Genomic DNA, 23,665 nt, shown 5'->3' with positions numbered 1-23,665 from the left:
GCGCTCCGGCCCGACCCGGAGCGCGACGCTCACCCGGGGTCACGAACGAGCGCTCAGTATGCGCTCATCGCGGGCGCGCCGGCGGCCTCGGCCGGGCAGAGCCCACGGTTCTGCACGAGGATCTCGATCGCGCGGCGGGCGAGGCGGCTCGGGGCCGCGTGCTCGTTCTCCCAGCGGTTCACGGTCGATGCGGTGACCGCGATCGCGTGCGCGAACTCCTCCTGCGTCATACGAAGCTGCTGTCGAATGTTGCGGATGTCGTTCCCCTTGTCCGTCATCATTTCTTTCGCCTCTCCCTTTCGCACTGACGTGCGGAGTCTACGCCCCTCTGACGTGCGCCACGCCAGGGATGTGTCACCGCGACACAAGTGCCCGTCTCTCCACGTCACCGGTGCAATGCCTGTACCGACCTCCTACGACGTCCTGAGCGACCCTCCCCGGCCCGCCGTGGCCCGTTTCGAGCTGGCGGCACGCCGATTGATCGAAGGCTGGCTCGAGGATGGTCGGGTCCGGGCGACGGCCCAAGACCTGGCTCTCGCCACCGAGTTCCTGCGGCACTGCGGCCTGCGCGCCGAGCCCCTGCCGGGGCTCGAGGTCCGGCTCACGTCGGACAAGGGCCGCACGACCATTACCACCCGCGACGACGCGGTCGTCACCGCGCTGCGCTGCCTGGTCGACATGCAGCGGGCGACGGCGCTGCTCGTCGCACGCGCCGCCTGAGGGCGGCGTCTCCGCCCACACCGGACGGGTCCGGAAACCCCCTCCCCGGGCCCTCCGGTCGGCGGCGGAAGGTCGCCTGTGACGATCAGTTCGCGAGCAGGCAGCGCTTCAGCTGCTTGCCGTGCGGGATCGCTCGCTTGACGACCTTCACCTGCCCCAGGATCTTCTTGCGGCAGGCGCGCGACATGTCGCCGTGGGCGACGAGCGCGCGCGCTGCGCGCAGCGTCTTGCGCAGGCTCTGCCGGGCGCGCTTCGTGCCGTGGCGAGCGACGAGCAGCTCGGCCCTGGTGGCCGGCGTCCCGTCGGGGGCCACGCTCACCTGCAGGCGGAGCTCGTCGCATGCGCCGGCGAACATCGACGTGACGCTCGACGGAATCTCCTCCTCGCCGCAATCGAGCTTGCCCTCGCACTGGCAGTAGGCGGCGTCGAGGCAGGTCTTGTCCGCACAGACGGGATTGCTGGCGAGGCACGTGGATCCCTTGTCCTGATCGCAGCAATCCCAGCGGTAGATGAAGCACCCGACGCACACGCGGCACTGGCCGCCCGGGCAGTCCGAGTCCGTGGTGCAGCAGCCGTCCGCCCCGCTCGGCTCGTGGCGGCAGCCGGCGAGGGGGTCGGCGATGTCGTTCGTGCACGGGTTGTTGTCGTCGCAATCGGGTGTGGGGCCCAGCTGGCAGCACAGCCCGCGCGTGCAATCGTTGCGGCAGTCGTCGGTGTCGATGTCGTTGCCGTCGTCGCACTCCTCGCCGTCCTCGACGAGCCCGTTGCCGCACACCGCCGTGGCGTCGGCGGCGCGCGGGGCGAGGCGCTGCTGGTGGACGCTCGCGTTCGCGATCGTGATCGCGTCGAACAGGTAGACGCGCGACGGCCCGGGGCTACCGACGAGGATTCCGGCTTCGCTGGCGGCGACCGAGAAGCCGAAGCTGTCGAACGCGCCCTGCGGTGGGTTGCGGATCGTCTGGAGCAGCGTCCCGGTGGCGCCGTCGAAGAGGTAGACCGCGCCGGTGTCGATCGCACCGTCGTCGACGAACGGCGCGCCGACGAGGATGCGGTCGCCGAGCAGCGCCACGGACGCACCGAAGTTGTCCCAAGGCTGCGGGTTCGGGCTCGTGAGTCGATAGAGCACGACCCCGGTCGTCCGGTCGATCACGTATGCCGCGCCCGCGGCCTCGGCGCCGCTGTTCGCGAGCGGCGCCCCGACGACGATCCACTGGCCGAGCGCAACCGACGCACCGAATAGATCGGTGGTGGTCTCGGGGCTCGGGACGAACCGCTCGAGGGCCGCCGAATCCGCGCCGAACATGTAGACCGCGCCCGCGCGGGCACCGCCCGAACCGTCGAAGGGTACGCCGATCAGGACCTCGGAGCCGTCGCCCGCGATGGCGGCACCGAAGAAGTCGCCCGCCACCGGAACCGGCTTCGAGTACGTCACCTGCAGTGCCCCGGTCTTGCCGTTGAGCCGATACGCGACGCCGGTGTCGCGGTCGCCGCTGAACGGCACGCCCACGAGCACGTCGGAGCCGATCGTGCCCAGGGCGAAACCGAACTCGTCGGCGTTGGACGGGTTCGGATTGAGGAGCGTCGGGCCCTTCACCTTGCCGTCGAAGATGTAGACCGCGCCCGCGCGCTGCTCGCCGTGCTGTCCGGTCGCGAGCGGGGCGCCGACCACGACCGATCCCGCCAGCGTGGCGACCGACGCACCGAAGCGACTTCCGCGCCCCGCGACGCCCTTCACCCAGCCACTGCTCTGCCCCGTCGTCGGATTGATGCGGACGAAGAGCCCATAGCCGGCGGCGCCGTCCGGCGCCCCGACGACCAGGGTGCCGTCCTCCGCGACCGCCGCCGCGCCGAAGGCGTCGTGCGAGAGGCGATCGCGGAACTTGGCGACGATGTCCATGCCGTCGAAGGTGTAGGTCGCGCCACCCTTCGGCGTTCCAGTATCGTCGCCCGGCGTTCCGACGAAGAGCCGTCCGTCGAGCTTCGCCACGCCCGCGCCGAAGCCGTTGCCCGCGGTCGGCGAGGGGTTCTCGAGGACGTTGGACAGCGCGCCGTCGGTCGCGTCGAACTCGAACGCCGCGCCGCCGGTGATGCCCTCGACGACCACGCCGGGCGCGCCGACCACGATGGTGCTCCCTTCGACGGTAATGGCCGCGCCGAAGCGATCCCCGGGCTGCCCGTTCGGCTGCTCGTAGGTCCGCACGAGCTGACCCGTCTGGCCGTCGAACCGCGCGACCATCCCCTGGCCCTGGCCGGACCCGGGTGCACCGATCACGACGTCACCGTCGACGAACGCCACCGCGGCGCCGAACTCGTCTCCCGCCTCGGGTGGGACGCCCGAGAAGCCCGCCAGCAGCGAGCCGGTAGCGGCGTCGAAGAGGTACGCGGCTCCGGGTACATCCGGACTGCCGGGCGCGCCGACGAGAATCATCCCGTTCGCCGCCGCGAGCGCGCTGCCGAAGCGGGCCCCGGCGACCACGGCCGGCGCCTGCAGGACGACGTGCGGCGTGCCGGTGGCTTGCTCGAAGACGTAGACGCGTCCCGCGTCCACGGCGCCGTCGACGTCGCTCATGGGCGCTCCGACGGCGAGGAAGTCGGACAGCGCGGCGACGGCCATCGCGAAGCCGTTCCCGGCCTCGTCGACCGGCGACACGAGCTGGACGGCGGTGGGCGAGGCGAAGTCGGGGAAGAAGTACGCCGCCGGGATACCGGGTGCGCCGACCAACACACCGTTGCCCAGGACCGCGACGGAACCGCCGAACTCGTCGCCCGTAGTGGGTGTACCGGGCTTCGTGACGCGCGCGACGACATCGCCGAAACCAGGTGTTCCGGGCGAGCCGCCGGCGGCGACGACGATCACCTGCCCCGCGCTCCGGATGAGCCCGAGGGGGGCGTCGACGTCGTCGTGGGGTGCTCCGATGAAGAGGCGTCCGCCCGCGGCGACCAGCACGTTGCCGAGCTGCGGCGGCGGGACGCCGGCGACGACGGGCGACGGGATGGTCGTCGCGAGTTCGAACTGCGGCGCGAGCGTCGTGCTGGTCGTCGACGGCGGCTCCGCGGTCGTGGTGGTGGTCGGTGCCTCCGTCGTCGTCGTGGGCGGCTCGGTCGTGGTGGTCGTGGTCGTGACGACCTCGGTCGTCGTGGTCGTCGGGACGCACCGGCCGTCGATGCAGACGAGCGCACCGGACGGCGAGCCGCCGTTGCAGTCGTCGTCCGTCGCGCACTCGGGGAGCGTCGTCGAGGTCGTCATGGTGGTGGTCGTCACCGCCTCCGTCGTCGTCGTGGGCACCTCGGTCGTGGTGGTGCTGGTCGTCCCACCGGCTTCGGTCGTGGTCGTCGTCGACGGCTCGGTCGTGGTCGTCGACGCGATGGTCGTGGTGGTGGGCGACGGGACCGTGGTCGTCGTCGGGGCTGCGGTGGTGGTGGTCGTCGACCCCAACGTCGTGGTCGTTGGGGCGGCGGTCGTCGTCGTCGACGCGATCGTCGTCGTGGTGGGCGACGGGACCGTGGTCGTCGTCGGCGCCGCGGTCGTGGTCGTAGTCGACCCCAGGGTCGTGGTCGTGGGGGCCGCCGTCGTGGTGGTCGGCTCGGTCGTGGTCGTCGACGCGATCGTCGTCGTCGTGGGCGACGGGACGGTGCTCGTCGTCGGCGCCGCGGTGGTGGTCGTGGTGGTCGACGACGCCAGGATCGTCGTCGTGGGGGCCGCGGTCGTCGTCGTGCTCGAAGTCGTCGCCTCCGTCGTCGTGGTCGACGCCAGAGTCGTGGTCGTGGGGGCCACGGTCGTGGTGGTCGGCTCGGTCGTCGTCGTCGACGCGATGGTCGTCGTCGTGGGCGACGGAACCGTGGTCGTCGTCGGTGCCGCCATGGTCGTCGTCGTGGTCGACGCCAGGGTCGTGGTCGTGGGCACCTCGCTCGTCGTCGTCGGTCGCTCGGTCGTGCTCGAGGTCGTGACTTCGGTCGTCGTGGTCGTCGGCCGGGGGAAGCACTGGCCGTCCAGGCAGATGAAGGCCCCGTCCGGCGAGCCGCCGTTGCAGTCGCCGTCCATCCTGCACTCCGGGAGCGTCGTCGACGTCGTCGTTGTGGTGCTCGGCGCCTCGGTCGTGGTCGTCGACGGGGCCGTGGTCGTGGTGGCGGCCTGGGTCGTCGTCGTCGGCCGCTCCGTCGTCGTCGTGGGGGCCTCGCTCGTGGTGGTCGGCCGCTCGGTCGTCGTCGTGCTCGACGTCGTGGGCTCGGTCGTGGTCGTCGACGGAACGATCGTGGTCGTGGGTACCTCGCTCGTCGTCGTCGTGCTCGACGTCGTGGGCTCGGTCGTCGTCGTTGGCACCTCGCTCGTGGTCGTGGGCGGCGCCTCGGTCGTCGTCGTGCTGGTGGTCGTCTCCTCGGTCGTGGTCGTCGATGGCTCGGTCGTGGTGGTCGTCGTAGGCACGGTCGTCGTGTACGGGCGGATACGCGTGACGCCGATCGTGTACGGGCCGATCGTGTCGTCGTCCGAATCCGTGACCAGGAGCGTGACGACGCCCGACACGCCGAGCGGTACGGTGTCACACGTGCTGCCGCAGGCGAGCGTGCCGTCGGTGAGCGTGATCGGAGCTCCGGTCGCGTCGAACGCCTGCCAGACTGGCGCGAACGACCCGAAGGTGCCCGTCGACACGATCTGCGCCCGCAGGACGTCGCCGGCATCGGCGAGCAGCGTGAACGTATCGGTCTCGCCACCGGTGTTGATGACGCCGTCGCGGCTGCCGCCGTCGTCGATCGGTTGCGTGCCGTCGGCCTGGCCGAAGAGCGTCCGCGCGCAGACGGGGGTCGGCGGACCGTTGTCGCCGCCGTTGGCGGTCGCGGAGACGGCCTCGACGGACACCGTGTACGAGCCGAGGCCGAGGCCGGGATCGTAGACGCTCAGCCTGAAGGTGCCACCGGCCGGCAGCGGCGACGTCTCGCAGCGCCCGGTGCATTCGGAGCCGCCCTTCGACAGCAGCACGGGGTTCTGCCCCGCGTCGACCAGCGACCAGCGCGGCGTGAAACCGGGTAGATGAAAGGCCGGCACGACGCTGATGCTCACCACCTCGCCGGGCTGCGCGAGCAGATCGAACTCGTCCGTGCCGAGCGCGAGCACGCGCGAGAGCGCTACCCCGCACGAGATCTTGCGCGGTGGGGCCGCACCCGCAGGGGTGGCGAGTGCCGTCGCGAGGATCGCGAGGACCCACAGGCGAAAATGTCGACTCATCAGGGCGCTACAGTCCGTGTCACGACGCGAGCGGGGTCGCGCGAGGCGTGATCCGGACAAGGCCTACGGACGGCCATGTCCTTCGTCAACCCCTGGTCGCGATGCCGTGCCGTTCGCCATGCGCGGTGATCAGTCGATTTCGCAGACGGTTTTGCGACCGGCCGTGTGTCGCTGCCCGACAGGGAGGTGCCATCTGGCGTTCCTGCACGGGCTCGGGCATGCCGTCGTGGTGCTGAACGAACAGCCGGAGGCGGTCGTCGCCATCCTGCGGTCGGCGCTCTCCGACCGGCCCGATCCTCGACTCGGCGACGTCCTGCACGGCCTGCGACGCGACTGGGAACGCCTCGGCAGGCGTCGTTATCCGGGCCTCGGCGACGGCCTCGAAGACGCGCTGCAGGTGGCACTGATGAAGGTCATCGCACCCGAAAAGCTGGATGGATTGAAGGATCCCTCGCGCCTCGCTGCCTGGGCCCGGAGCATCTTCATCCACGCGGTGATGGACGTGGCGCGCGACGTCCGCCGGCACCGCGGGCAGCGCCTCGCAATGAGCTCGGAGGACGATGCCGAGGAGATCCTGCGGGACCGCCTCGCGAGCTCCGAGCCGGACCCCGAGGAGACGACCGCCGGCCGCGAGCGCCTGGCGATCGTTTCGCGCTGCATCGGGCAGCTCGAGGTCGCCCGCCTGCGCTTCGTCGAAGGCCTGCCCGAAAAGGACATTGCCGAGCGTCTCGACCTGTCCCGGGACGGTGTTGCCGGGCAGCTCAAGCGGATCCGCAAGGCCATCCGCAATGCCCTGGGAGAGCCCGAATGACCCGTCGACACATAGGGTTTACCCCAAGCGTCTCCCCCCTGGACACGTGACGCACGCCAACGCCATTTCTGCGCTGATCGCCCTGGCCACCGAGCCCCCAGTGGGGCCCTGGCCCGACGCCGCGGTGCGCGACGCCGCGACGGCGCACGTGGCACGGTGCTCCGACTGCTGGACGTCACTCGCCCGCCTGCTCGAGCAGGCGACGGGGCAGCGACCGGCGGACGACGCGCGCATGCGCGCGCTGTTCGGCTGCGAGACGATCCAGGACGTGCTGTACGAGCTCGTCGGTCTCGACGCGGCGGCGATTGCGCGCACCGCGCCGGCCGCCGCGCGTCACCTCGGGTGGTGTCACGCATGCCGGAGTCGGTTCGCCGAGCTCGTGCTCGTCGAGCGCGACGTCCGCGACGCGGCCGAGCCGCGCTGGACCGAGGTGCTCACGAAGGCGGGCGAGCGCGCGCACGAGGTCGCCGGGCGTGTCGTCGTCCGCATCGGACGTGCCGTGGCGGGGCTGCTGGAAGTCCCGGAAGGATTCGGCGTCTTCGGTCCCGGACTGGCCGCGGCTGCGGTGCGCACCGCCGCGCTCGAAGCCGTCGGCGACGCGCCGCGACCGCTCGGGCAGTCGACGCGCTTCGAGCTGGGCGAGACCGGCGTCTGGGCCGAGCTCGGCGTCGAGTCCGCCGACGATGCGCACGTGACCCTCGCGCTTCGCCTCAGCACGCACGAGGCGGGTCCCTTCTCCGTCCACATTCACGAGGTTCGCAGCGATGAAGAGGTCCTCGTCGCGCGGCACACGCTGCGCGGTGAAGAGCCCGTCGTCGTCCGTGGCCTCTGGCCGGGGTCCTTCATCGTCGAGCTGCATGAGCCGCGAGACGGCCAGTGCTACCGCGTGCGGTTGGACGTCGGTTCGCGAAACTGAGCTCCAGGGCGGACTCCGTGAGTGGACCCGCCCCCCGCACAATGGTAGGTGCCCTCCACCGAGACGACGCCCGAGCTCGGCGAGGCCGCTCTGACGCACGTCGCCCAGACCCGCGGATGTCCGCGCGAGCTGCCCGCTCGCCGTCACCCCGTTCCCGCGCGGCCCTGGTGCTCCGCGCCCGCATGAGCATGGCGGTCGGCGCGACGCTCACGATCGAGCCCCTCGCCGGCGGCGCCCTGCGCCTGCGCCTCGACGTCCCCGAGCGCGATCTCGGCGAGCCGCTCCAGCAGGAGTTCCGGCAGCCGATCGACGACGCCACGCTGCGCGCGCTGCAAGCGAGCGCGCCCACGCTCCTGCGCGCCGGCGAGCGACCCGCCTTCGGCGCCGACGCGCGCGCGTGCGGCGCCATGCTGTATCGCACGCTCGTGCCCGAGGCGCTGCGCCCGGAGCTGCGCGCGCTCACGGGGCCGCTCGTGATCGCGACCTCGCTCGTCGGCGTGCCGTGGGAGATCCTGCACGACGACGAGGAGTTCTGGGGGCTGCGTTACACGATCGGGCGGCGCCTCCTGCTCGAGCGTCCGATCGCGACGCGGGCGCCCGCGGTGCGACGCGAGCGTCCGCGCGCGCTCGTCGTCGGCGTCGATCCGCGCGGCGACCTGCCGTTCGTGCGCGCGGAGGTCGAGGCGGTGTGCGACGCCCTCGAGCGCCTCGCCGACGTCGACTGCGTGAGCGATCGCCTCGCGACGTTCGAGCGGGTCGTCGGCTATCTGGGCGAAGGCTTCGACATCGTCCACTTCTGCGGCCACGTCGTGACCGACGAGCGCGGCGAGTCGGCGCTGCTGCTCGCGGGCGAGGAGCGGCTGCCGGCGCGCGTCGTCGAAGCGAATCTCGCCGGACGGCCGCTCGTGTTCGTCAACGGCTGCGCGAGCGCGGCCGCCGCACCCGCGCAGCCGTGGGACGCAACCGTGTCGAGCGTCGCGCACGCCTTCCTGGTCGGCGGAGCGACCGCGGTCGTCGGCACGGTCGCCGAGGTGAGCGACGCGCGCGCCGCGACGCTCGCGGCCACGTTCTACGAGCGCGCGCTCGGCGGCGCGTCGCTCGGCACGGCTCTCCGCGAGGCGCGGGCGCGCGTGCGGGAGGTCGCGCCGGCGTCGCCGGCGTGGTTGTCGTTCGTGCTCTACGGCAATCCGGCGCGCACGCTCGGGCGCGACGAGCGCGGCAAGGTGATCCCGCTGCGTGCCGACGTCGCTGCGCCCCCCGTCGTGACCCCGGTCACGGTCACGCCACTTCCGGCGCCGTCGCGCGTTCGCGGCAGATGGGGCACGTGGGCCCTCGTCGCGGTGGCGGTGCTGCTGGCGCTCGGGCTCGTCGTCCGGTTCGGCCGCTCGCTCCTGCCGGCCGCCGGCGGGCCGATCGCCGTCGGCGTGATGGACGTCTCCGCACGGGGCGCAGGGGTCCCCGACTGGATGCGGACGCTCACGCGCGACAGCCTCAACACCGTGCTCTCGCGCGTCCCGAACGTGCAGGTCTACTCGCGCCAGAAGATCGACTTCCTGCGCGAGAAGCGACACCTGACCGAGATCGAGGCCGCGGAGGCGCTCGGCATCCGCAAGATGGTCGCGGCGCGGGTCGGCGTCGCCGGCGACGAGGTGACGCTCGACGTCGAGGTCGTCGACATCGCCAGCGGCCTGCTCGAGTCGATCGAGCGCGTCGAGGGTCCGGAGTCGAAGCTCCTCGACCTGCAGACCGAGCTCGCCCTCCGCACGCTCACCGCGCTCGGCGTCCATCCGTCGGCGGACGAGCTCCGCCGGATCGTCGAGCAGCGCCGCGACGCCACCGTCGAGGCGTATCGGCTGCTCACCGAGACGCTCGGCGGGTCCGGCGGATCGGCCGCGCCGAAGCCGACTGCCCCGCCGTCGACGCTGCCCCCGAACGGCGCAGGATCGTCGTGGCTCGAGCTGACGCCGCCCGCGTACGCCCAGGTCCCCGACCAGGACGAGGTCGCCATTCGCGAGCTGCTGCGCCGCTACGCGGCGGCGCTCGAGGCGAAGCAGGTCGACGCGCTCGCCCAGCTCCAGACCGATATGAGCGATGCCCAGCGCGCGTCGCTCGCCCGCTACTTCGCGGTCGCCCAGGACCTCCACGTGCAGGTGCGCGACGTCGACGTCCTGGTCGAGGGCGACGACGCCGTCGTCACCTTCACGCGCGAGGACACGTTCACGGATGCGCCGAGCGGCCGCCCCATGCGGCTCGAGGTGCGCATCACCGGCCGCCTCTTGAAGCAAGCGGGTGGATGGAAGATCAAGTCGCTCGGGAGCCCGTCATGAAGCTCGTGCTCGCCGTTCTCGGGCTCGCCCTCGCCGCGGGCGGGGCGCGGGCCGATCTGATCGATCGCTTCGACACGCCGCTGCTGCGTCCCTTCGGCCAGGCGCTCGCGCGCGCGGTTGGACGCACGCTCCCGGTGCCCGCCGCGTCGAGCGGCGTGCGCTTCACGTTCAACCCCGAGACCTCCGCGTTCGAGCGCGAGACCGAGATCCTGGGGCAGCTCTACCTCGAGCGGGCGCAGCCGATCGGGAAGAACGTGCTCAACGTCAACTTCACGTACCAGTGGGTCAAGTTCGACAGCTTCGACGGCAAGGACCTGAACGACCTGCGCGACGTCGGCGTGCCGATCGTCCAGCCGCGCGGCGCCGGCGCCGGCGACCAGTTCCAGATCCCCCGTTTCGACGTCGGCCTCGTGACCAACGAGATGACGACGAGCGCGACCTACGGCATCACCGACGACCTCGAGGTGAACCTCACCATCCCGGTGCTCTACACGACGCTCGACGTCGACCCGCTCCTGCACAACCTCACGACTGGCCAGACGCAGACCGGCAGCGAGAACGGTTCGGCGCTCGGTGTCGGCGACATCTTCCTGCGCGCCAAGTACCGCCTGCTGCGCGGGAGCTGGGGCGACGTCGCCGCCGGGCTCGTGTTCCGCCTGCCGTCGGGCAACGAGAACAACTTCCAGGGCACGGGCGACTTCGAGCTGAGCCCGATGCTCTACGCATCGACGCGATCGATCGAGGTCGCGCCCGGCATGCGGCTGCAGGGCTACGTGAACGCGGGGCTCGACTTCGTGCCCGCGGACTCCTCGCTCAGCGAAGGCCGCTACGGGATCGGGCTCGACTGCATGCTCGCCGAGCGGGTAACGCTGTCGGGGGCATTCCTCGCCCGCAACTCGTTCGGCCGCCTGGTCCCACCGGGCACCTTCGACGTCCCGCGCGCGAACGGCACCCGCACGCCGCTCTTCGGTCTCAACCCCGGCCAGGAGAACTACTACGACGTCTCGGTCGGGGGCCGCGTCGACCTCTGGCACGATCGGGTCTTCGGGCTGTTCAACGTCATCGTGCCCGTCAATCGCGACGGCGTGCGGTCGAACGTGATCCCGCTGGTGGGCATCGAAGCGACGTTCTGACGCCCCCTCCCATGAGCTGCGCCGACCGAGTATGAGCGGGGGCATGCCATGGGCCGCCACGAAGCTCCGCCTCCCGACGCGCGATCAAGCGCTGCCGGGACGCTCGCAGAAAATGCCCGTGCCCGAAACCCATTTCGTCTCCGGCGCACGCATCGTGCCGCCGTTCCCCGACGGCCTCGAGCTGGCCCAGTTCGGGCTCGGCTGCTTCTGGGGCGCCGAGCGCAAGTTCTGGGAGACGCCGGGCGTCTACTCGACCGCGGTCGGCTACGCGGGCGGCTACACCGAGAACCCCACCTACCGCGAGGTGTGCAGCGGCCTGACCGGCCACACCGAAGCCGTGCTCGTCGTCTTCGATCCGAGGAAGGTGTCGTACGAGGCGCTCCTCCGGCTCTTCTGGGAGAGCCACGATCCGACGCAGGGCATGCGGCAGGGCAACGACACCGGCACCCAGTATCGCTCTGCCATCTACTACTACGATCAGAAGCAGAAGGAGGCCGCCGAAGCGTCACGCGACGCGTACCAGGCGGCGCTCACGGCGCGCGGCCACGGCACGATCACGACCGAGATCGCGCCGGCGCCCGAGTTCTACTACGCGGAGGACTACCACCAGCAGTACCTCGCAAAGAATCCGGGCGGCTACTGCGGGCTCGGCGGCACCGGCGTCGCGTGCCCCGTCGGGCTCAACGCCTAGCCGCACCCAGCTCGACGGTCACCACCGGATCGCCTTCGGCCGGCTCGCCGCCCTGAGCCTCGGCGCGTGCGATCTGCTCTGGCGCGATGCCGTACTTCTCGCGCAACGTCTTCTCCACCAGCGCCACACGCGCTTCGCCGAGCTTCTGCAGCTCGGCCGCCGACGGCGCGGGCACGTCGGCCACCCATTCGTCGAGGGTCTTCGCGTCCGAATCCTCGAGCTTGCCTTCCTCGCCGCGCGAGCGCGCGTCGAGCGCGTCCATGATGCGGCCGCGCCCGCCGACGTTGCGGATCGAGCCGATGACGCCCTTGCGCGGCCCGAGCGACTTCAGGAGCGCCTGCTCGCGGAGCCCGCGCGCGTCGATCGCGGTCCGCGGCGCAGCGAGCGTCACACCGAGACCGGGCCGGCTCGCGAGGAAGCTCGCGACCTGCTGAACCTGCTCCTCGCCGGCCGAGTCGAGGAGCGCCGATCCCGCGTGGAACTTGATCGGCGCCGGCGCGAGGCTCCCGCCGCCGCTGCCGCCGATCGGCAGCACGGCGCCCACGAGCTTCAAGGGCGACATGAGGGTGCCGACGAGCGCCTTCACGAGCGCCTGCGCGATGATCGTGCCGAAGGCGATCTGCGTCCCCTTCTCGTCCACCTGCACGGGGATCGTGATGTCGATGTTGCCCTGCCAGTCGCGCAGGAGCGCGATGGCGACCGTGATCGGGATGCCGAGCTGCTCCAGCATCACGTTCTGGCCGCTCCGGCTCGCGAGATCGAAATTGGAGAGCGTGATGTCGGTGGTGGTGTCGTAGCGCGCGCCGCTGATCTGCGCCTTGGTCGTGACGAAGAGCGCGCCGCGCGCGATGCTGTAGGGCGACACGCTGGTCACGTACGGGTTGAACGGCGAGAGCTGCAGGTTCTTCACCGTGACGTCGACCTTGCTCCGCGGGCCGTAGCCGCCCTTCGCCTCGATCGTGCCCTTGGTCGGCGTCTGAGTCTTGAACGAGAACGCGCCCACCTCGGGATTCGGGTACTTCACGCGCTGCACGTCGACGTCGATCGGCGAGAGCGCCGTCCAGAAGAACGGCTTCACGGTGCGGTCCATCACGTCGACCCGGCCCTGCGTCAGCTTGAAGCTCGCGACCGTCGCCTGGGGAGGCGGGCCGGCAGGGCCGGCGGGCTTGGCCGGCGGCGGCGCCTCTTCTTTTTTCTGCGCCTCGGCCGGCTTCGGGGGCGGTGCGAACGACGGGAGCACGATGCCCTTGACGGTGCGCGTGACCCGCGCATACGGCGCAGTGATCTCGACGTTGCCGAGGGCGACCGTGATCGGTCGTCCGGTCGCGGGCTCCTTCGCGAGCACGCCCGGCACGGTGACGTCGGTCACACCGATCGCGATGCGCGTGGCCCCGGCGGAGAATTCCTTCGGATCGGTCGCAGCCACCCACGGGCCGTCGAGCGAGAACGTGCCGTCCGAGACCCGCGCATCGCCAGGCGTCGGCGCACCCGTGCCGAGCGCGACGTGCGCCTTGCTGTCGAGCTTCCCCGCCTGGAGCAGGCTCGACGAGGCCACTCCGAGCACGTCGAGGAAGTCCGACAGCCCGAGCTGCGTGCTCGCCACCTCGCCGTCGAAGCCGAAGGTGTCCAGGCGCAGCGTGCCGTCGACGTCGATGTGGCCGTCGTTGTGTTTGAGCGCGAGCTTCACGGGCGAGGTCGTGTGCCGCGGCCCGGAGAGACCCTTGGTGTCGATCCATACGCCGACGTCGATCGGCGGCTTTTCGGAGATGAGCCGCACGGTCGAGCCGTCGAGAGTGAACGTGCCGACCGACCAGCTCCACGGCGCCGACGGCTCGACCTTCTCGTCGGGTGGGGCGTTCGCCTTGATCGCCGCGCGTGCCGCCTTCGCAGCCGCGAGGACGGGGAGCACGTCGGGACCGAGCGGACGCACCGGGATCACGGCTCCTTCGAGCGCGACACTGTCGATGCGGGCGTCGTGCTTCACGAGATCGACCTTGCCGATCCCGACCGCGAGCCGATTCCACCGAAGGGCCGGCTCGTCGAGCCCGGCCACCCAGGCGGTCAGGTCCCCGAGGTCGAGCTTGCCGGACAGCTCGTTGCGCCCGCCCGTCTCGAGCCGATAGCGCAGGCCCATCGTGAGCGTGCCCGTGAGGTCGCTCCAGGCCACGTTCGGCACGTAGATCCGCGAGCGGTGGACCGGCAGGCGCGTCACGGCGATCGTGACGTCGATCGCCATGCCCTCCGTGCGCGGCACGAACCGCGTACGGCTCCGGATGGCACCCTCGTCGAGCTTCACGTCGAGCTTGATGTTCGCGGGACCGCCGTAGACGTCGGGCTCGAAGGCGATGTTCTTCACCTCGATCGACTGGAGCCCGACGTCCACCGGCTCGGACCCGGGCACCACGAGATCGCGGAAGCGCACGCCCCCGCGATGCAGGACGAAGTCGTCGATGCCGATTCGCCAGGTCGATTTCTGCGGCGGAGTCCCCTCGGGCGGCGGCTCGGATTTCGGCACCAGCGCCATGAGGTTGATGTCGCCCGACTGGAGCCGATCGAGCTTCACGTGGGGCTCGGAGAGCTCGACTTCCTCCAGGCGGATCATCTTCTTGAACAACGACAGCCAGGCCAGGTTCACGGAGAAGTGCTTCCAGCCGATCAGCGACTCGTCGTCGGGGGCCGCGTCCTTGGCGCGCACCGTCACGTCGTCGAGCGCCACGAAGCCGCGCAGGAGCCGCAAGGTCACGTCGCCGACCTTCACGTTGGCGTTGAGGGTCTCCGACGCACGCGTCTCGATCTGCGAGCGCACGATCGAGGGCAGCGCGATCCTCAGAATCACGATCAGCAGCGCGAGGATCGCCCACCACCAGCGTCGAACGAAGCGCACGGTCAGTCCTCGTGGAAGAAGTCGATCATGGCGCGACTCGTGAGGTCGGGTTCCTCGTGGAGCAGCCAATGGCCGGCAGCGTCGACCCGGATGAGCTCACCACCCGGGCAGTGCTGCACGCTGAGATCGGCCATGCGCGGCTCGAAGAACCGATCCTGCACGCCCCACACGATGCGCGTCGGCACCTTGACGGTGCCGTCGCCCCTGGTCCGATAGGGATACTGGAACGCCGCGCGGTACCAGTCGACCATCGTCGACATCGCGTCGTCCCGCGCCCACGCCGCCTTGTAGTAGGAGAGCTCGGTCGCGTCGAAAGTCCCTGGACGACTCGTCTCCTGGAGGTTGCGTGCGACGAGCGCCCAGTCGCCCATCCGCATCACGACTTCGGGGACGACCGGGATCTGGAAGAAGGTGCGAAACCACGTGGTCGTAGTCGTATCCCGCTCCGCGGCGCTCTTGGCCGCCTCCTCCCACGCGAGCGGGTGCGGAGCGTTGAACATGACGAGGCGGCGCACGCGCTCGGGATGCTCCAGGACGACGGTCCACGCGACCGCGCCGCCCCAGTCGTGGCCGGCGAGGTAGACGCGATCGATGTGGAGCGCCGAAAGAAGCGCGAGCACGTCGGCCGTGAGCGCCTCGCGCCGGTAGTCCTCGACTTCCTCCGGCTTGTCCGACGCGTTGTAGCCGCGCTGGTCGGGTACGATGACGTGGAAGCCCGCGTTCGCGAGGCGCACGATCTGCGCCTTCCAGCCCCACCAGAACTCCGGGAAGCCGTGCAGGAGCAGGACCGGCGGGCCGCTCGCGGGCCCTGCCTCGACCACGTTCAATCGCACCTCGCTCGCCGGCACCATGTGCGCGCGCAGCTCGACGCCGAGCTCGCGCTGCCCCACGGCCACCTGGTCGACGGGTTCGTGGTTGCCGCTCTGGTAACCGGTCACCAGCAGGACCACGACCGCGGCCACGATCGCAGCGAGCCATCTTCCGAGCCGCCCCATCGTGTCCCCCATGCCACAAAGCTCGCGGCGGACCTACCCCCCGATCGACCATCGCGCCGTCGCCCGCGAGTGCGGTATGGGTGCGGCATGGCCGATCCCGTTCTCCTCGTCGACAAGTCCGAAGGCATCGTCACCCTCACCATGAACCGCCCGCAGGCGATGAACGCGCTGTCGCGCGAGCTGCGCGCGTCCCTCATCCAGGCGTTCCAGGACGTCGGGCGCGACGCCGACGCCGGCGTCGTCATCCTCACCGGCGCCGGTCGTGCGTTCACCGCGGGGCTGGACCTGAAAGAGCTCGGTGGGGAGACGAGCGCGACGCCCCGCATCGCCGACGCGGTCGCGACCGGCGACCTCATCGACACGATGGCGCGCTGCGATCGTCCGATCATCGGTGCCGTGGGCGGGGTGGCGGTGACGGGCGGCTTCGAGGTCGCGCTCGCGTGCGACGTGCTCATCGCGTCCACCGAGGCACGCTTCGCCGACACGCACGCGCGCGTCGGCATCATGCCCGGCTGGGGTCTCTCGCAGAAGCTCTCGCGCACGATCGGCATCGGGCGCGCGAAGGAGCTCTCGCTGACGGGCAACTACCTCTCGGCCGAGCAGGCGTGCGCCTGGGGCCTCGTCACCCGCGTGGTCGCGCCGGACCAGCTCCTGCCCACCTGCCGCGCGCTGGCGCGCGACATGCTGTCCTGCGACCCCGAGGTGCTGCGGGCCTACAAGCGCGTGATCGACGACGGCTTCGCGACGACGTTCGGCGAAGGGCTCCGCCTCGAGAAGGCGCGCAGCCGCGAGCACGCCGCCACCGTGACGCCCGAGAGGATCGCGGCGCGGCGCGCCCAGGTGCAGGCGCGCGGCCGCGCACAGACCCAGAAGTAGCCCGCGCTACTCGAGCGCCGTCGAGCGGCAGCCGCCCGGCGCGTTCACCGGGTTGCAGCGCGCCGGGTGCCCGTCCGGAATGGCGACGAAGTAGCCCGTCCCGAACGCCGGGTTCGGCACCGGGTAGTCGGTGCTCACCCACTGGGCGCCGCTCGCGATCGCCGTGTCGCGCGGAACGGTGTTGCCGGCACGCGCCTCGAGAGTGTCCGCGTCGGCACGCGTCCGCACGACGTAGCCTTGCGCGACCAGCCCGGGGATCGCCGGCGCGAGCGGATCGTTCTGCTTCGAGAACCCCGCGTCGGGATCGCCGGGGTTCGCGTCGGTGAACAGGATACGGCCCGCGAGCGCCGGATGGCCGGCGAGGTAGTCGGCCTTGTAGTGGCCGCCGTTGTCGAGCAGGAACATCACCTTGCCGCGGGCCTCGCCGAGCGTCGGCCAGCCGGTCGCGAGCACGGCCTCCTCGAGGGTCGCGAAGCTCCCGCGCACGAGGTCGGGTGTGATGATGCGCTCGGGCGGGAACACCGAGCGGATCTCGGCATCGAGCGCGTCGAAGGCGGCCGGAGTGAAGAGGAGCGGCGTGACGAAGCCGATACCCAGCGGGTCGGGCGTCGGATCGTCCTTCGCCTCGACCAGGATCGTGATCGGGAGGTGCCAGGGGCGCGCGTCCGACCACGTCTTCACCTGCTGGAGACACTCGACGAAGGTGTAGCAGGTGCTCTGGAAGTCGATGTCGTTCAGATGCAGCACCTTGAAGCCGGGTTGGTCGAGCGCCGGAATGCCCGACGCCGTCGGCAGGCCGAACAGCGCCATGATGATCCGGTCGGCGTAGAGCCCGCCGTTCGGATCGTACGACACGTCGAGCTCGATCTGCCGGATGCCCTGGTCACTGAACTGCTGGTCGAGCGGAATGTGCGTGTAGTCGAGCTGCGAGAGCTCCGGAAGGAAGGCGAGGAGCGCCGACCACAACGGCTCGAGCGGACGGACGTGGTAGCTGTTGTGCGTGCCGAGCACCTGGATCTCGTTCAGGTGCACGCAGCGCGTCGCGTACTTCCGCGACTGGCTGTAGAACTTGGCCTGGGCGCGGGCGCCGGTCGGGTTGGCCTGCGCCCGCAGCTCTGCCCCCGCCACGCGCTTCTCCAGCCGCAGGCACTGCTTCGGCGTGGCGCGCAGGACCTCGCGCGCCATGGCGGACCGCAAGTCCGCCACGAGCGCCAGGGCGACGACGAGACTGCCGAGATGTCTCATACGATGGGGCTACCGTGGCCGCTCGCCGCGCGTCAATCGGAATCTCGCGGGGCGAGGGGCGAGGCGACGGTCGCCCTGCGACGAGGGCTCAACGTACGCAGCACGAGTCGAGACGAATCATGAGAAGGTTGAGACAATCATCATGATCGTGTACAGGATCACATCATGCGGCGGCCTCTGCAGGTGTACCTCGACGAGGCCGATCTCGATCGACTCGAGGCATGGGCGCGCGAGCGTGGGCTGACGAAATCGCGCGCAATCCGTCTTGCCGTCCGCACGCTGACCCGCGGGGCGGCCGAGGACCCCGTCCTCGAGCTGAGCGGCATGTTCGACGGTCTGCCGCCCGATGTGAGCGAGCACTTCGATCGATATCTGAGCCAGACATACGTGGCGGAACATGGTCCGACGTACCGGACGAGACGAACCAGCACCAAGTCGCGTCTTCGTCGATAGCAGCGGCTGGTTCGCGATCGCGAGCGCGAGCGACGGCAGGCATGCGGAGGCGGAACGGCTCCTGCGCGAGGCGGTGGCGCGACAGACGGGTCTCGTGACGACCAACCTGGTCGTCGCCGAGGTTCACCGGCTGGCGCTCGTGCGGATGGGCATCCGGCCGGCGGCGGCGCTGCTCGATCGGATCGAAGCGAGCCGCCTGGTCTCGATCGTTCACGCAACCGCCGACCATCATCGCCTCGCCCGCCGCTGGCTCGTGAAGCTCGCTGATCAACCCATCTCGTACGCGGACGCCGTGAGCTTCGCGGTAATGGAGACCGGGCGCTGTCGGGTCGCGCTCACCTTCGATCGACATTTCGCGATGGCCGGCTTCCGCATGTGGCAGGTCGATGCCTGATCGACGTTGCCTCGGGGTCGGCAAAGCCAATCGCTGACCGGCCGACGACGCGGTTCTGGGCGCTTGGGCGTAACCTTGGGCGGAACACCCGCCCACTACGGGGAGACGGAACATCTGTTCCGCCGCTGGTTACGCCCGCTGCTTCGATGAACGAGGCCTCCGACGGCTGGCGCGCCGGCCGAGCGATCGTCGGGCGCGACCGAGAGCTCGCGCTCGTCGAGCACGCGCTCGACGAGGCGCTCGCCGGGCGCGGAAAGGTCATCGTAGTCCGCGGTGCATCGGGGCATGGGAAGACCCGTTTCGCGCGCGAGGTCGCCGGTCTCGCTGTGGAACGGGGCATGCAGGTCGTCTGGCGCTCGATCACCGCGTCCGACACCGCCCCCCTGGTGTCGGATCGTGCGACGGCCGAATCGCCGCTCGCGTTGTTCCTCGACGATCTGCACGCGGCCGACGAGGCTACCCTCGCGAGGTTCGTGGCCGCGGCCCGGGAGCTGTCGGCCGTCCCTGGTCTCGTGCTCGGCACGATCGTCGATCCCGTTCCTTCGGGCGAAGCACAGCGACGGATCGCCGAGATCGAAGCGCACGCGGTCTGCGTCCGGCTGGGTCCCCTGCCCGTCGGCGCGGTGATCACGCTCGCCGGCCAGGCCGGAGTCGATGCGCCGGCCCGCGCGCTCGAGCGACTGCTGGTCGCCACGGGGGGCAATGCCTTCCTCGTGGTCGAGGCGCTCGACGCGCTCGCTCGGGCGGGCCGCATCGTCGAGACCGAGCCGTGGCCCATGTCGGATCGGGCGGTGGCGTGGATGCGTGGGCGCCTCGCCGCTCTTCCGGCAGGCAGCCGCGACGCCGTCGAGGCTGCGAGCGTACTCGGCGAGGCCTGCGACACCAAGACGATCGCACGGGTGCTCGGTGACCCCGGTGCACTCCGCGCCCTGGAGGAGAGCCTCCTCATGAGCACGGTGAACGGGTCGGGGCGGCGCCGATTCACGCCCCCGCTCGCGCGCGATCTGGTCCACGCCTCGCTTCCGGCCGAGCGCCGGGCGGAGCTGCACATCCGTGCGGCGGCCGTTCTCGCGACCGAGGACGAGTCCGCGACGGCGGCGCTCGTGCACCGCTGCCTGGCGGCGATGGCGATGGGTGACGCGCGGGGCGCCGAGGTCCATCTTCGCCGCCTCGCCGACCTCGCCTCGGAAGCTCGCGCCCGCGATTTCGCATCAGCGCGGGTGCCCGGTGCGCCGTACCTCGTCTGCGAGGGTGAGTACTGGGCGATCGGCTTCGCGGACCGCGCCGTTCGACTGGGCGATCGAGCGGGGCTCGTCTATCTCGCCCATCTGCTCGCCAGGCCCGGCGTCGAGGTGCCGGCGCTGGATCTCGTCGGAAGCGCTCGCGGCGATGCCGTCCCGGCCATGGCCGAGAGCCCGCTCGTGGCCGAGCGCGCACGCGTGAGCGTCACCCGACGCATCCGAGATGCCATAGATCGCCTCGCCGAGGCGCACCCGGAGCTCGGCACCCATCTCAACCGAACCATCCGCACGGGCACCCGATGCTCCTATCTGGTGGACCCCGCGGCCGCGCCGCGCTGGGACGTCAGATGCTCGCGCTAGACGAGCTGCGAGCGTACCGATCCGCCGTAGCTCCTCGCGCATTGGCGCCACCCCGAAGACCGCCGCTGGACAGTCGGACGGGGCGGGCGATACGACCATCGTCGGTGTCCGTCGTCGGTCGCGACCAGGCCTCTGCGCCCGTTCCGACACCCGTCGGGGCAGCGCCACGAGCCGCCCCAGCCGTCACGGAGGCGGTCGATCTCCACGCGCTCGCGCCGCTCGCCGCCTGGACGCGGGCGACCCAGGGCGATCCCGCGTTCCGGGCCGTATGCGCCGCGGCCGGCGTCGTGCCCGAGGCCTTCTCGAACGGCGGCGGCCGCCTGCCGCTGGCGCAGCTCGAGACGTTCCTCTCGGCGCTTCGCGACCACGTCGGTGGCGACGGCGCGCTCCTCGCGGCCGGAACGGCGGGCGAGACGCGGCCTGTCTGGCCTCCGCGCTGGCTGCGATCGTTCGCGACGCCTGGGCTCCTCTATCGAGGGCGAGCGGGACGCAAGTGTGTGACCGCCGGTGCGGGGCGGAGCGCAGTCCACCAGCGCAGGCTCGGCGCGACGACCATCCGGTATGCGAGCACACAGGCGCAGAGCCGCCTCGTGTGCCTGTGGCGTCAGGCACGACTCGCGCAGCGCCCGCGCGCGTGGGGGCTGCCGCCCGCCGTCGTACACGAGACGCGGTGTCTCGCTCGGGGCGACGACGCCTGCGAGTACCTCGTGCACTGGCAGGCGCAGCCGCGCTGGACGACTGCGATCGGCGTCGCGGCGGCGACGAGCGCAGGCCTCGCCTGGAGCTCGGTCGGGCCGGGCATCGCCTGGACCCTCCCCGCGATCGCCGCAACCGTCGCGCAGGCGATCGAGATCGAGCGGGTTCGCCGCGCGAATCGACAGACCCTCGCGGCGTTCGGAACCGCATTCCGTCGCGCCGCCGCGGCGGCCCCGACGCGGCCTGCGGTGGCGGACACCGAGCCCTCGCGCTCCACTCCGTCGCCGGTCCCGACGGACGAGGCCGAAGCCGCGTCGCTCCGGCGCGAGGGCGACGTCTGGCGCATCAGCTTCGCATCGAAGACCGTGCTCGTCCGCCATTCGCGCGGCCTCTCGCTCCTCGTGCACCTGCTGCGAAACCCCGGCGAGGAGATCCACGTCTCGGCCCTCGACGCGCTCAGCCCGTCCGACGCGGCCATGCCAACGCACGCGACGAACGTCACTGCTGGCGAGCCCGTCGGCGATCTCGGCGACGCGGGCGAGGTGCTCGACGCGCAGGCGAAGGCGACTTATCGCCGGCGCCTCGTCGAGCTGCGCGAAGAGCTGGCCGAGGCCGAGACGTGCAACGACATCGGGCGTGCAGAGACGCTCCGCGCCGAGCTCGAGGCGCTCGTCGACCAGCTTCGCCAGGCGACGGGCCTGGGGGGACGAGACCGCCGCGCGGTGTCGAACGTCGATCGCGTCCGCGTCGCGGTAACGCGCCGCATCCGTGCCGCCATCGCGCAGATCGAAAAGTATCACGAGCCGCTCGGGGCGCACCTCACGGCGACGATCCATACGGGATACTTCTGCTCGTACGGACCGGGCGGCGTGCCGTGGCGCGAATAGCTCGCGCGCGCAGCGGGCCGCCGCTTCACCTCCCGCAGGTTTGCGGGTAACGGGAACCTGGTGGCGGGTGCGTCGGAGGACACCTGGGTCGGCGGCGCGGCAGCCGTACTGGTGGCGACGCTCACCCCCGCGGGCGACGCCCCGCCCGCGGAACGCCTCGAGTCGCTGCTGGCGCTGCTGGCGGTCGTCGTCCGCGAGGCGGGCGGCGAGGCCGAGCGCACCACGTCCGACGGCATCGTGGCGGCGTTTCCGTCGGTCGTCGCGAGCGTGACCGCCGCCCTCGAGATCCACCGCCGTCTCGCGCTCGCGGGCGCGCGTGACACCACCCTGGAGGAACGCGTGGGCGTCCTCGCGCTCGACACGGTGCTCTCGCCGGATGGAGAGGTCCTGGCTGCGGCCGTCGCGACCACCCGCCAGCTCGCGGCCGCGGCGCGTCCCGGCACGCTCGTCTTCTCCGAGCGTGCGCGCGACGCTCTTCCGGGCGACATGGCGGCGCTGGTCGAGCGCATCGACGTGGGCGACATGCACGCCTATCTCCTGGCGCCCCCGCCGATGGGACCGCCGCTCGCGCGCCGCACGGTGGTGCTCTCGGGACTCGCCGGCGCTGCGGCGCTCGGAGCCGTCGGAGCGGCGGTTGCGCTCTCGCTCCGCCGCGTCACGTCGAGCGTCGACCCGCGTCCCATCGCGCTCGGCGTGCTCCGGTTCCGGGCGCCTGGCGTGGCCGAATCCGATCTCTGGATCCGCGACGCCGTGCGCGACAGCTTGAACACCCAGCTCGCCGAGCTCGCCGGCGTCCGGGTCTACTCACGCGAGTTCCTCGACTTCTTGATGACACGCCAGGGGCTGTCGGAGATCGAGGCGGCGACCAAGCTCGGCATCGAGAAGATGCTGGCGGGCGTCGTCACCGTCGTCGACGACGCGGTGCAGGTCGACACGCAGATCGTCGACATCGCCTCCGGCGTCATCGAGGGCTCGTTTCGGCGCGACGGCCGTCGGAGCGACGTCCTCGCGCTCGAGAACGAGGTCGTCTTCGGTGTCGTCGAGAAGCTTGGCCTGCGCCTGACGCCAGAGGACGAGGGTCGTCTCGCGGCCCGCCGCGCGACCGACGTCGAGGCGCTGCGCCGACTGATGCGGGTCGAGGGTGACAAGCCCGCGGCGCCGTCCAGGCCTCCGACCCCACCGGCACCAGGCCGGTCGAGCTGGTTCGGCGCGCGGAGCGCCGCGGCCGCCGACGACGTCGCGGACCGCGAGATCGTGGCGTTCCTCGATCGCTACCGCCGCGCTACCGAGGCCGGCGACGTCGCGGCCCTCGCGACCATGTATGCGTCGTTCACCCCGGCGCAGCGTGCGGCGCTCGTGAGCTACTACGCGAACGTACGGGACCTGCGGGTGACGATCGACAACGTCGAGATCGCGGTGGTCGGCGACGAGGCCGTGGTCAGCTACTCCCGTACCGACGACTTCGTCGACGTGCCGACGGGACGCCCGATGCACGTCGCGCTCCGCGTGACGAAGACGCTGTCGCGCGCCGGCGGCGGATGGGTGTTCGCGACGGCGAAGTAGCCGTCGCGCACCTGCGGCGGCGATCAGTTCTTCACGCCCGAGTACTCGATGGGACCCGGGAGCTCGACCGTCAGCGTGCCGTCCGCTGCCGTGCCCTGCGTGCCGCGATAGCTCGTGAGCTGGCGGAGGCCCGATCCGTCACCGCGCATCGCGAAGACCTGGCCGCTCACAGGGCGGAGCCCGGACGGATCGCAGGTGGCATCGAAGACGAGCGTCCCCGTCTTCACGTCGAACTGGGGCACCGAGGTGAGC

The 23,665-nt window shown here is 71.3% G+C and carries 18 protein-coding genes; 11 read left to right on the top strand and 7 right to left on the bottom strand.

Annotated features, from left to right (window positions below):
- Positions 1 to 53: 53 nt before the first annotated feature.
- Positions 54 to 281 carry a helix-turn-helix domain-containing protein gene (locus tag VMS22_16690; protein HXJ35672.1) on the bottom strand — a complete coding sequence of 76 codons (228 nt, stop codon included), beginning with the start codon at positions 279 to 281 and terminating at the stop codon, positions 54 to 56.
- A gap of 166 nt (positions 282 to 447) precedes the next feature.
- On the opposite strand from VMS22_16690, the gene VMS22_16685 reads away from it, so the two are divergent.
- Positions 448 to 720: a hypothetical protein gene (locus tag VMS22_16685; GenBank protein ID HXJ35671.1), complete on the top strand. Its 273-nt coding sequence runs from the start codon at positions 448 to 450 to the stop codon at positions 718 to 720.
- 85 nt (positions 721 to 805) lie between these two features.
- Here the strand turns inward: VMS22_16685 and VMS22_16680 are convergent, their stop codons facing one another.
- Positions 806 to 5,941 carry a hypothetical protein gene (locus tag VMS22_16680; protein HXJ35670.1) on the bottom strand — a complete coding sequence of 1,712 codons (5,136 nt, stop codon included), beginning with the start codon at positions 5,939 to 5,941 and terminating at the stop codon, positions 806 to 808.
- A gap of 106 nt (positions 5,942 to 6,047) precedes the next feature.
- Between VMS22_16680 and VMS22_16675 the strand changes: the two genes are divergently transcribed.
- The 5 genes from VMS22_16675 to msrA all read left to right on the top strand — a co-directional run bounded on the left by VMS22_16675 (position 6,048) and on the right by msrA (position 11,819).
- On the top strand, positions 6,048 to 6,752 hold the full coding sequence (locus tag VMS22_16675; protein ID HXJ35669.1) for a sigma-70 family RNA polymerase sigma factor: 705 nt from the start codon (positions 6,048 to 6,050) through the stop codon (positions 6,750 to 6,752).
- A 46-nt stretch (positions 6,753 to 6,798) separates the two neighbouring features.
- The gene (locus VMS22_16670) at positions 6,799 to 7,668 is read left to right on the top strand and encodes a hypothetical protein (GenBank protein HXJ35668.1); all 870 of its coding nucleotides are present in this window, start codon (positions 6,799 to 6,801) and stop codon (positions 7,666 to 7,668) included.
- Positions 7,669 to 7,850: 182 nt separating this feature from the next.
- Positions 7,851 to 9,995: a CHAT domain-containing protein gene (locus VMS22_16665; GenBank protein HXJ35667.1), complete on the top strand. Its 2,145-nt coding sequence runs from the start codon at positions 7,851 to 7,853 to the stop codon at positions 9,993 to 9,995.
- The gene (locus VMS22_16660; GenBank protein HXJ35666.1) at positions 9,992 to 11,128 is read left to right on the top strand and encodes a hypothetical protein; all 1,137 of its coding nucleotides are present in this window, start codon (positions 9,992 to 9,994) and stop codon (positions 11,126 to 11,128) included. Before VMS22_16665 ends, VMS22_16660 begins: the two co-directional genes overlap by 4 nt.
- Positions 11,129 to 11,171: 43 nt before the next feature.
- Positions 11,172 to 11,819, top strand: a complete 648-nt coding sequence (gene msrA, locus VMS22_16655; GenBank protein ID HXJ35665.1) for a peptide-methionine (S)-S-oxide reductase MsrA — start codon at positions 11,172 to 11,174, stop codon at positions 11,817 to 11,819.
- Here msrA and VMS22_16650 read toward each other — a convergent pair.
- Positions 11,809 to 14,703: a DUF748 domain-containing protein gene (locus VMS22_16650; GenBank protein ID HXJ35664.1), complete on the bottom strand. Its 2,895-nt coding sequence runs from the start codon at positions 14,701 to 14,703 to the stop codon at positions 11,809 to 11,811. The genes msrA and VMS22_16650 overlap by 11 nt on opposite strands.
- A gap of 2 nt (positions 14,704 to 14,705) precedes the next feature.
- The gene (locus tag VMS22_16645; protein ID HXJ35663.1) at positions 14,706 to 15,710 is read right to left on the bottom strand and encodes an alpha/beta hydrolase; all 1,005 of its coding nucleotides are present in this window, start codon (positions 15,708 to 15,710) and stop codon (positions 14,706 to 14,708) included.
- 75 nt (positions 15,711 to 15,785) lie between these two features.
- Here VMS22_16645 and VMS22_16640 point away from each other — a divergent pair, with 75 nt between their 5' ends.
- The gene (locus tag VMS22_16640; protein ID HXJ35662.1) at positions 15,786 to 16,574 is read left to right on the top strand and encodes an enoyl-CoA hydratase; all 789 of its coding nucleotides are present in this window, start codon (positions 15,786 to 15,788) and stop codon (positions 16,572 to 16,574) included.
- A 6-nt stretch (positions 16,575 to 16,580) separates the two neighbouring features.
- Here VMS22_16640 and VMS22_16635 read toward each other — a convergent pair whose 3' ends face one another.
- Positions 16,581 to 17,819, bottom strand: a complete 1,239-nt coding sequence (locus tag VMS22_16635; protein ID HXJ35661.1) for a phosphatidylinositol-specific phospholipase C1-like protein — start codon at positions 17,817 to 17,819, stop codon at positions 16,581 to 16,583.
- 117 nt (positions 17,820 to 17,936) lie between these two features.
- A complete protein-coding gene (locus VMS22_16630; GenBank protein HXJ35660.1) occupies positions 17,937 to 18,218 on the bottom strand; it encodes a hypothetical protein in 282 nt (93 codons plus the stop codon).
- Here VMS22_16630 and VMS22_16625 point away from each other — a divergent pair.
- From VMS22_16625 to VMS22_16610, 4 genes are all read left to right on the top strand, one after another.
- Positions 18,217 to 18,666, top strand: a complete 450-nt coding sequence (locus VMS22_16625) for a PIN domain-containing protein (protein ID HXJ35659.1) — start codon at positions 18,217 to 18,219, stop codon at positions 18,664 to 18,666. The genes VMS22_16630 and VMS22_16625 overlap by 2 nt on opposite strands.
- A 146-nt stretch (positions 18,667 to 18,812) precedes the next feature.
- Positions 18,813 to 20,267, top strand: coding sequence for a BREX system ATP-binding domain-containing protein (locus VMS22_16620; GenBank protein ID HXJ35658.1), 1,455 nt, complete (start codon positions 18,813 to 18,815; stop codon positions 20,265 to 20,267).
- A gap of 104 nt (positions 20,268 to 20,371) precedes the next feature.
- Complete coding sequence (locus tag VMS22_16615) at positions 20,372 to 21,850, top strand: hypothetical protein (GenBank protein HXJ35657.1); 1,479 nt, start codon at positions 20,372 to 20,374, stop codon at positions 21,848 to 21,850.
- Positions 21,851 to 21,910: 60 nt separating this feature from the next.
- Positions 21,911 to 23,413: a hypothetical protein gene (locus tag VMS22_16610; GenBank protein HXJ35656.1), complete on the top strand. Its 1,503-nt coding sequence runs from the start codon at positions 21,911 to 21,913 to the stop codon at positions 23,411 to 23,413.
- Between the two features lie 23 nt (positions 23,414 to 23,436).
- On the opposite strand, the gene VMS22_16605 is transcribed toward VMS22_16610, so the two are convergent.
- Positions 23,437 to 23,665 (bottom strand): hypothetical protein (locus VMS22_16605; protein ID HXJ35655.1); only part of this gene is annotated, 229 nt, incomplete at its 5' end.

It is taken from the genome of Candidatus Eisenbacteria bacterium (genome assembly GCA_035577985.1).
Lineage (GTDB): Bacteria > Desulfobacterota > Binatia > DP-6 > DP-6 > DATJZY01.
The sequence above is the reverse complement of the archived record's forward strand: the minus strand, read 5'-3'. Positions and strand labels throughout refer to the sequence as shown.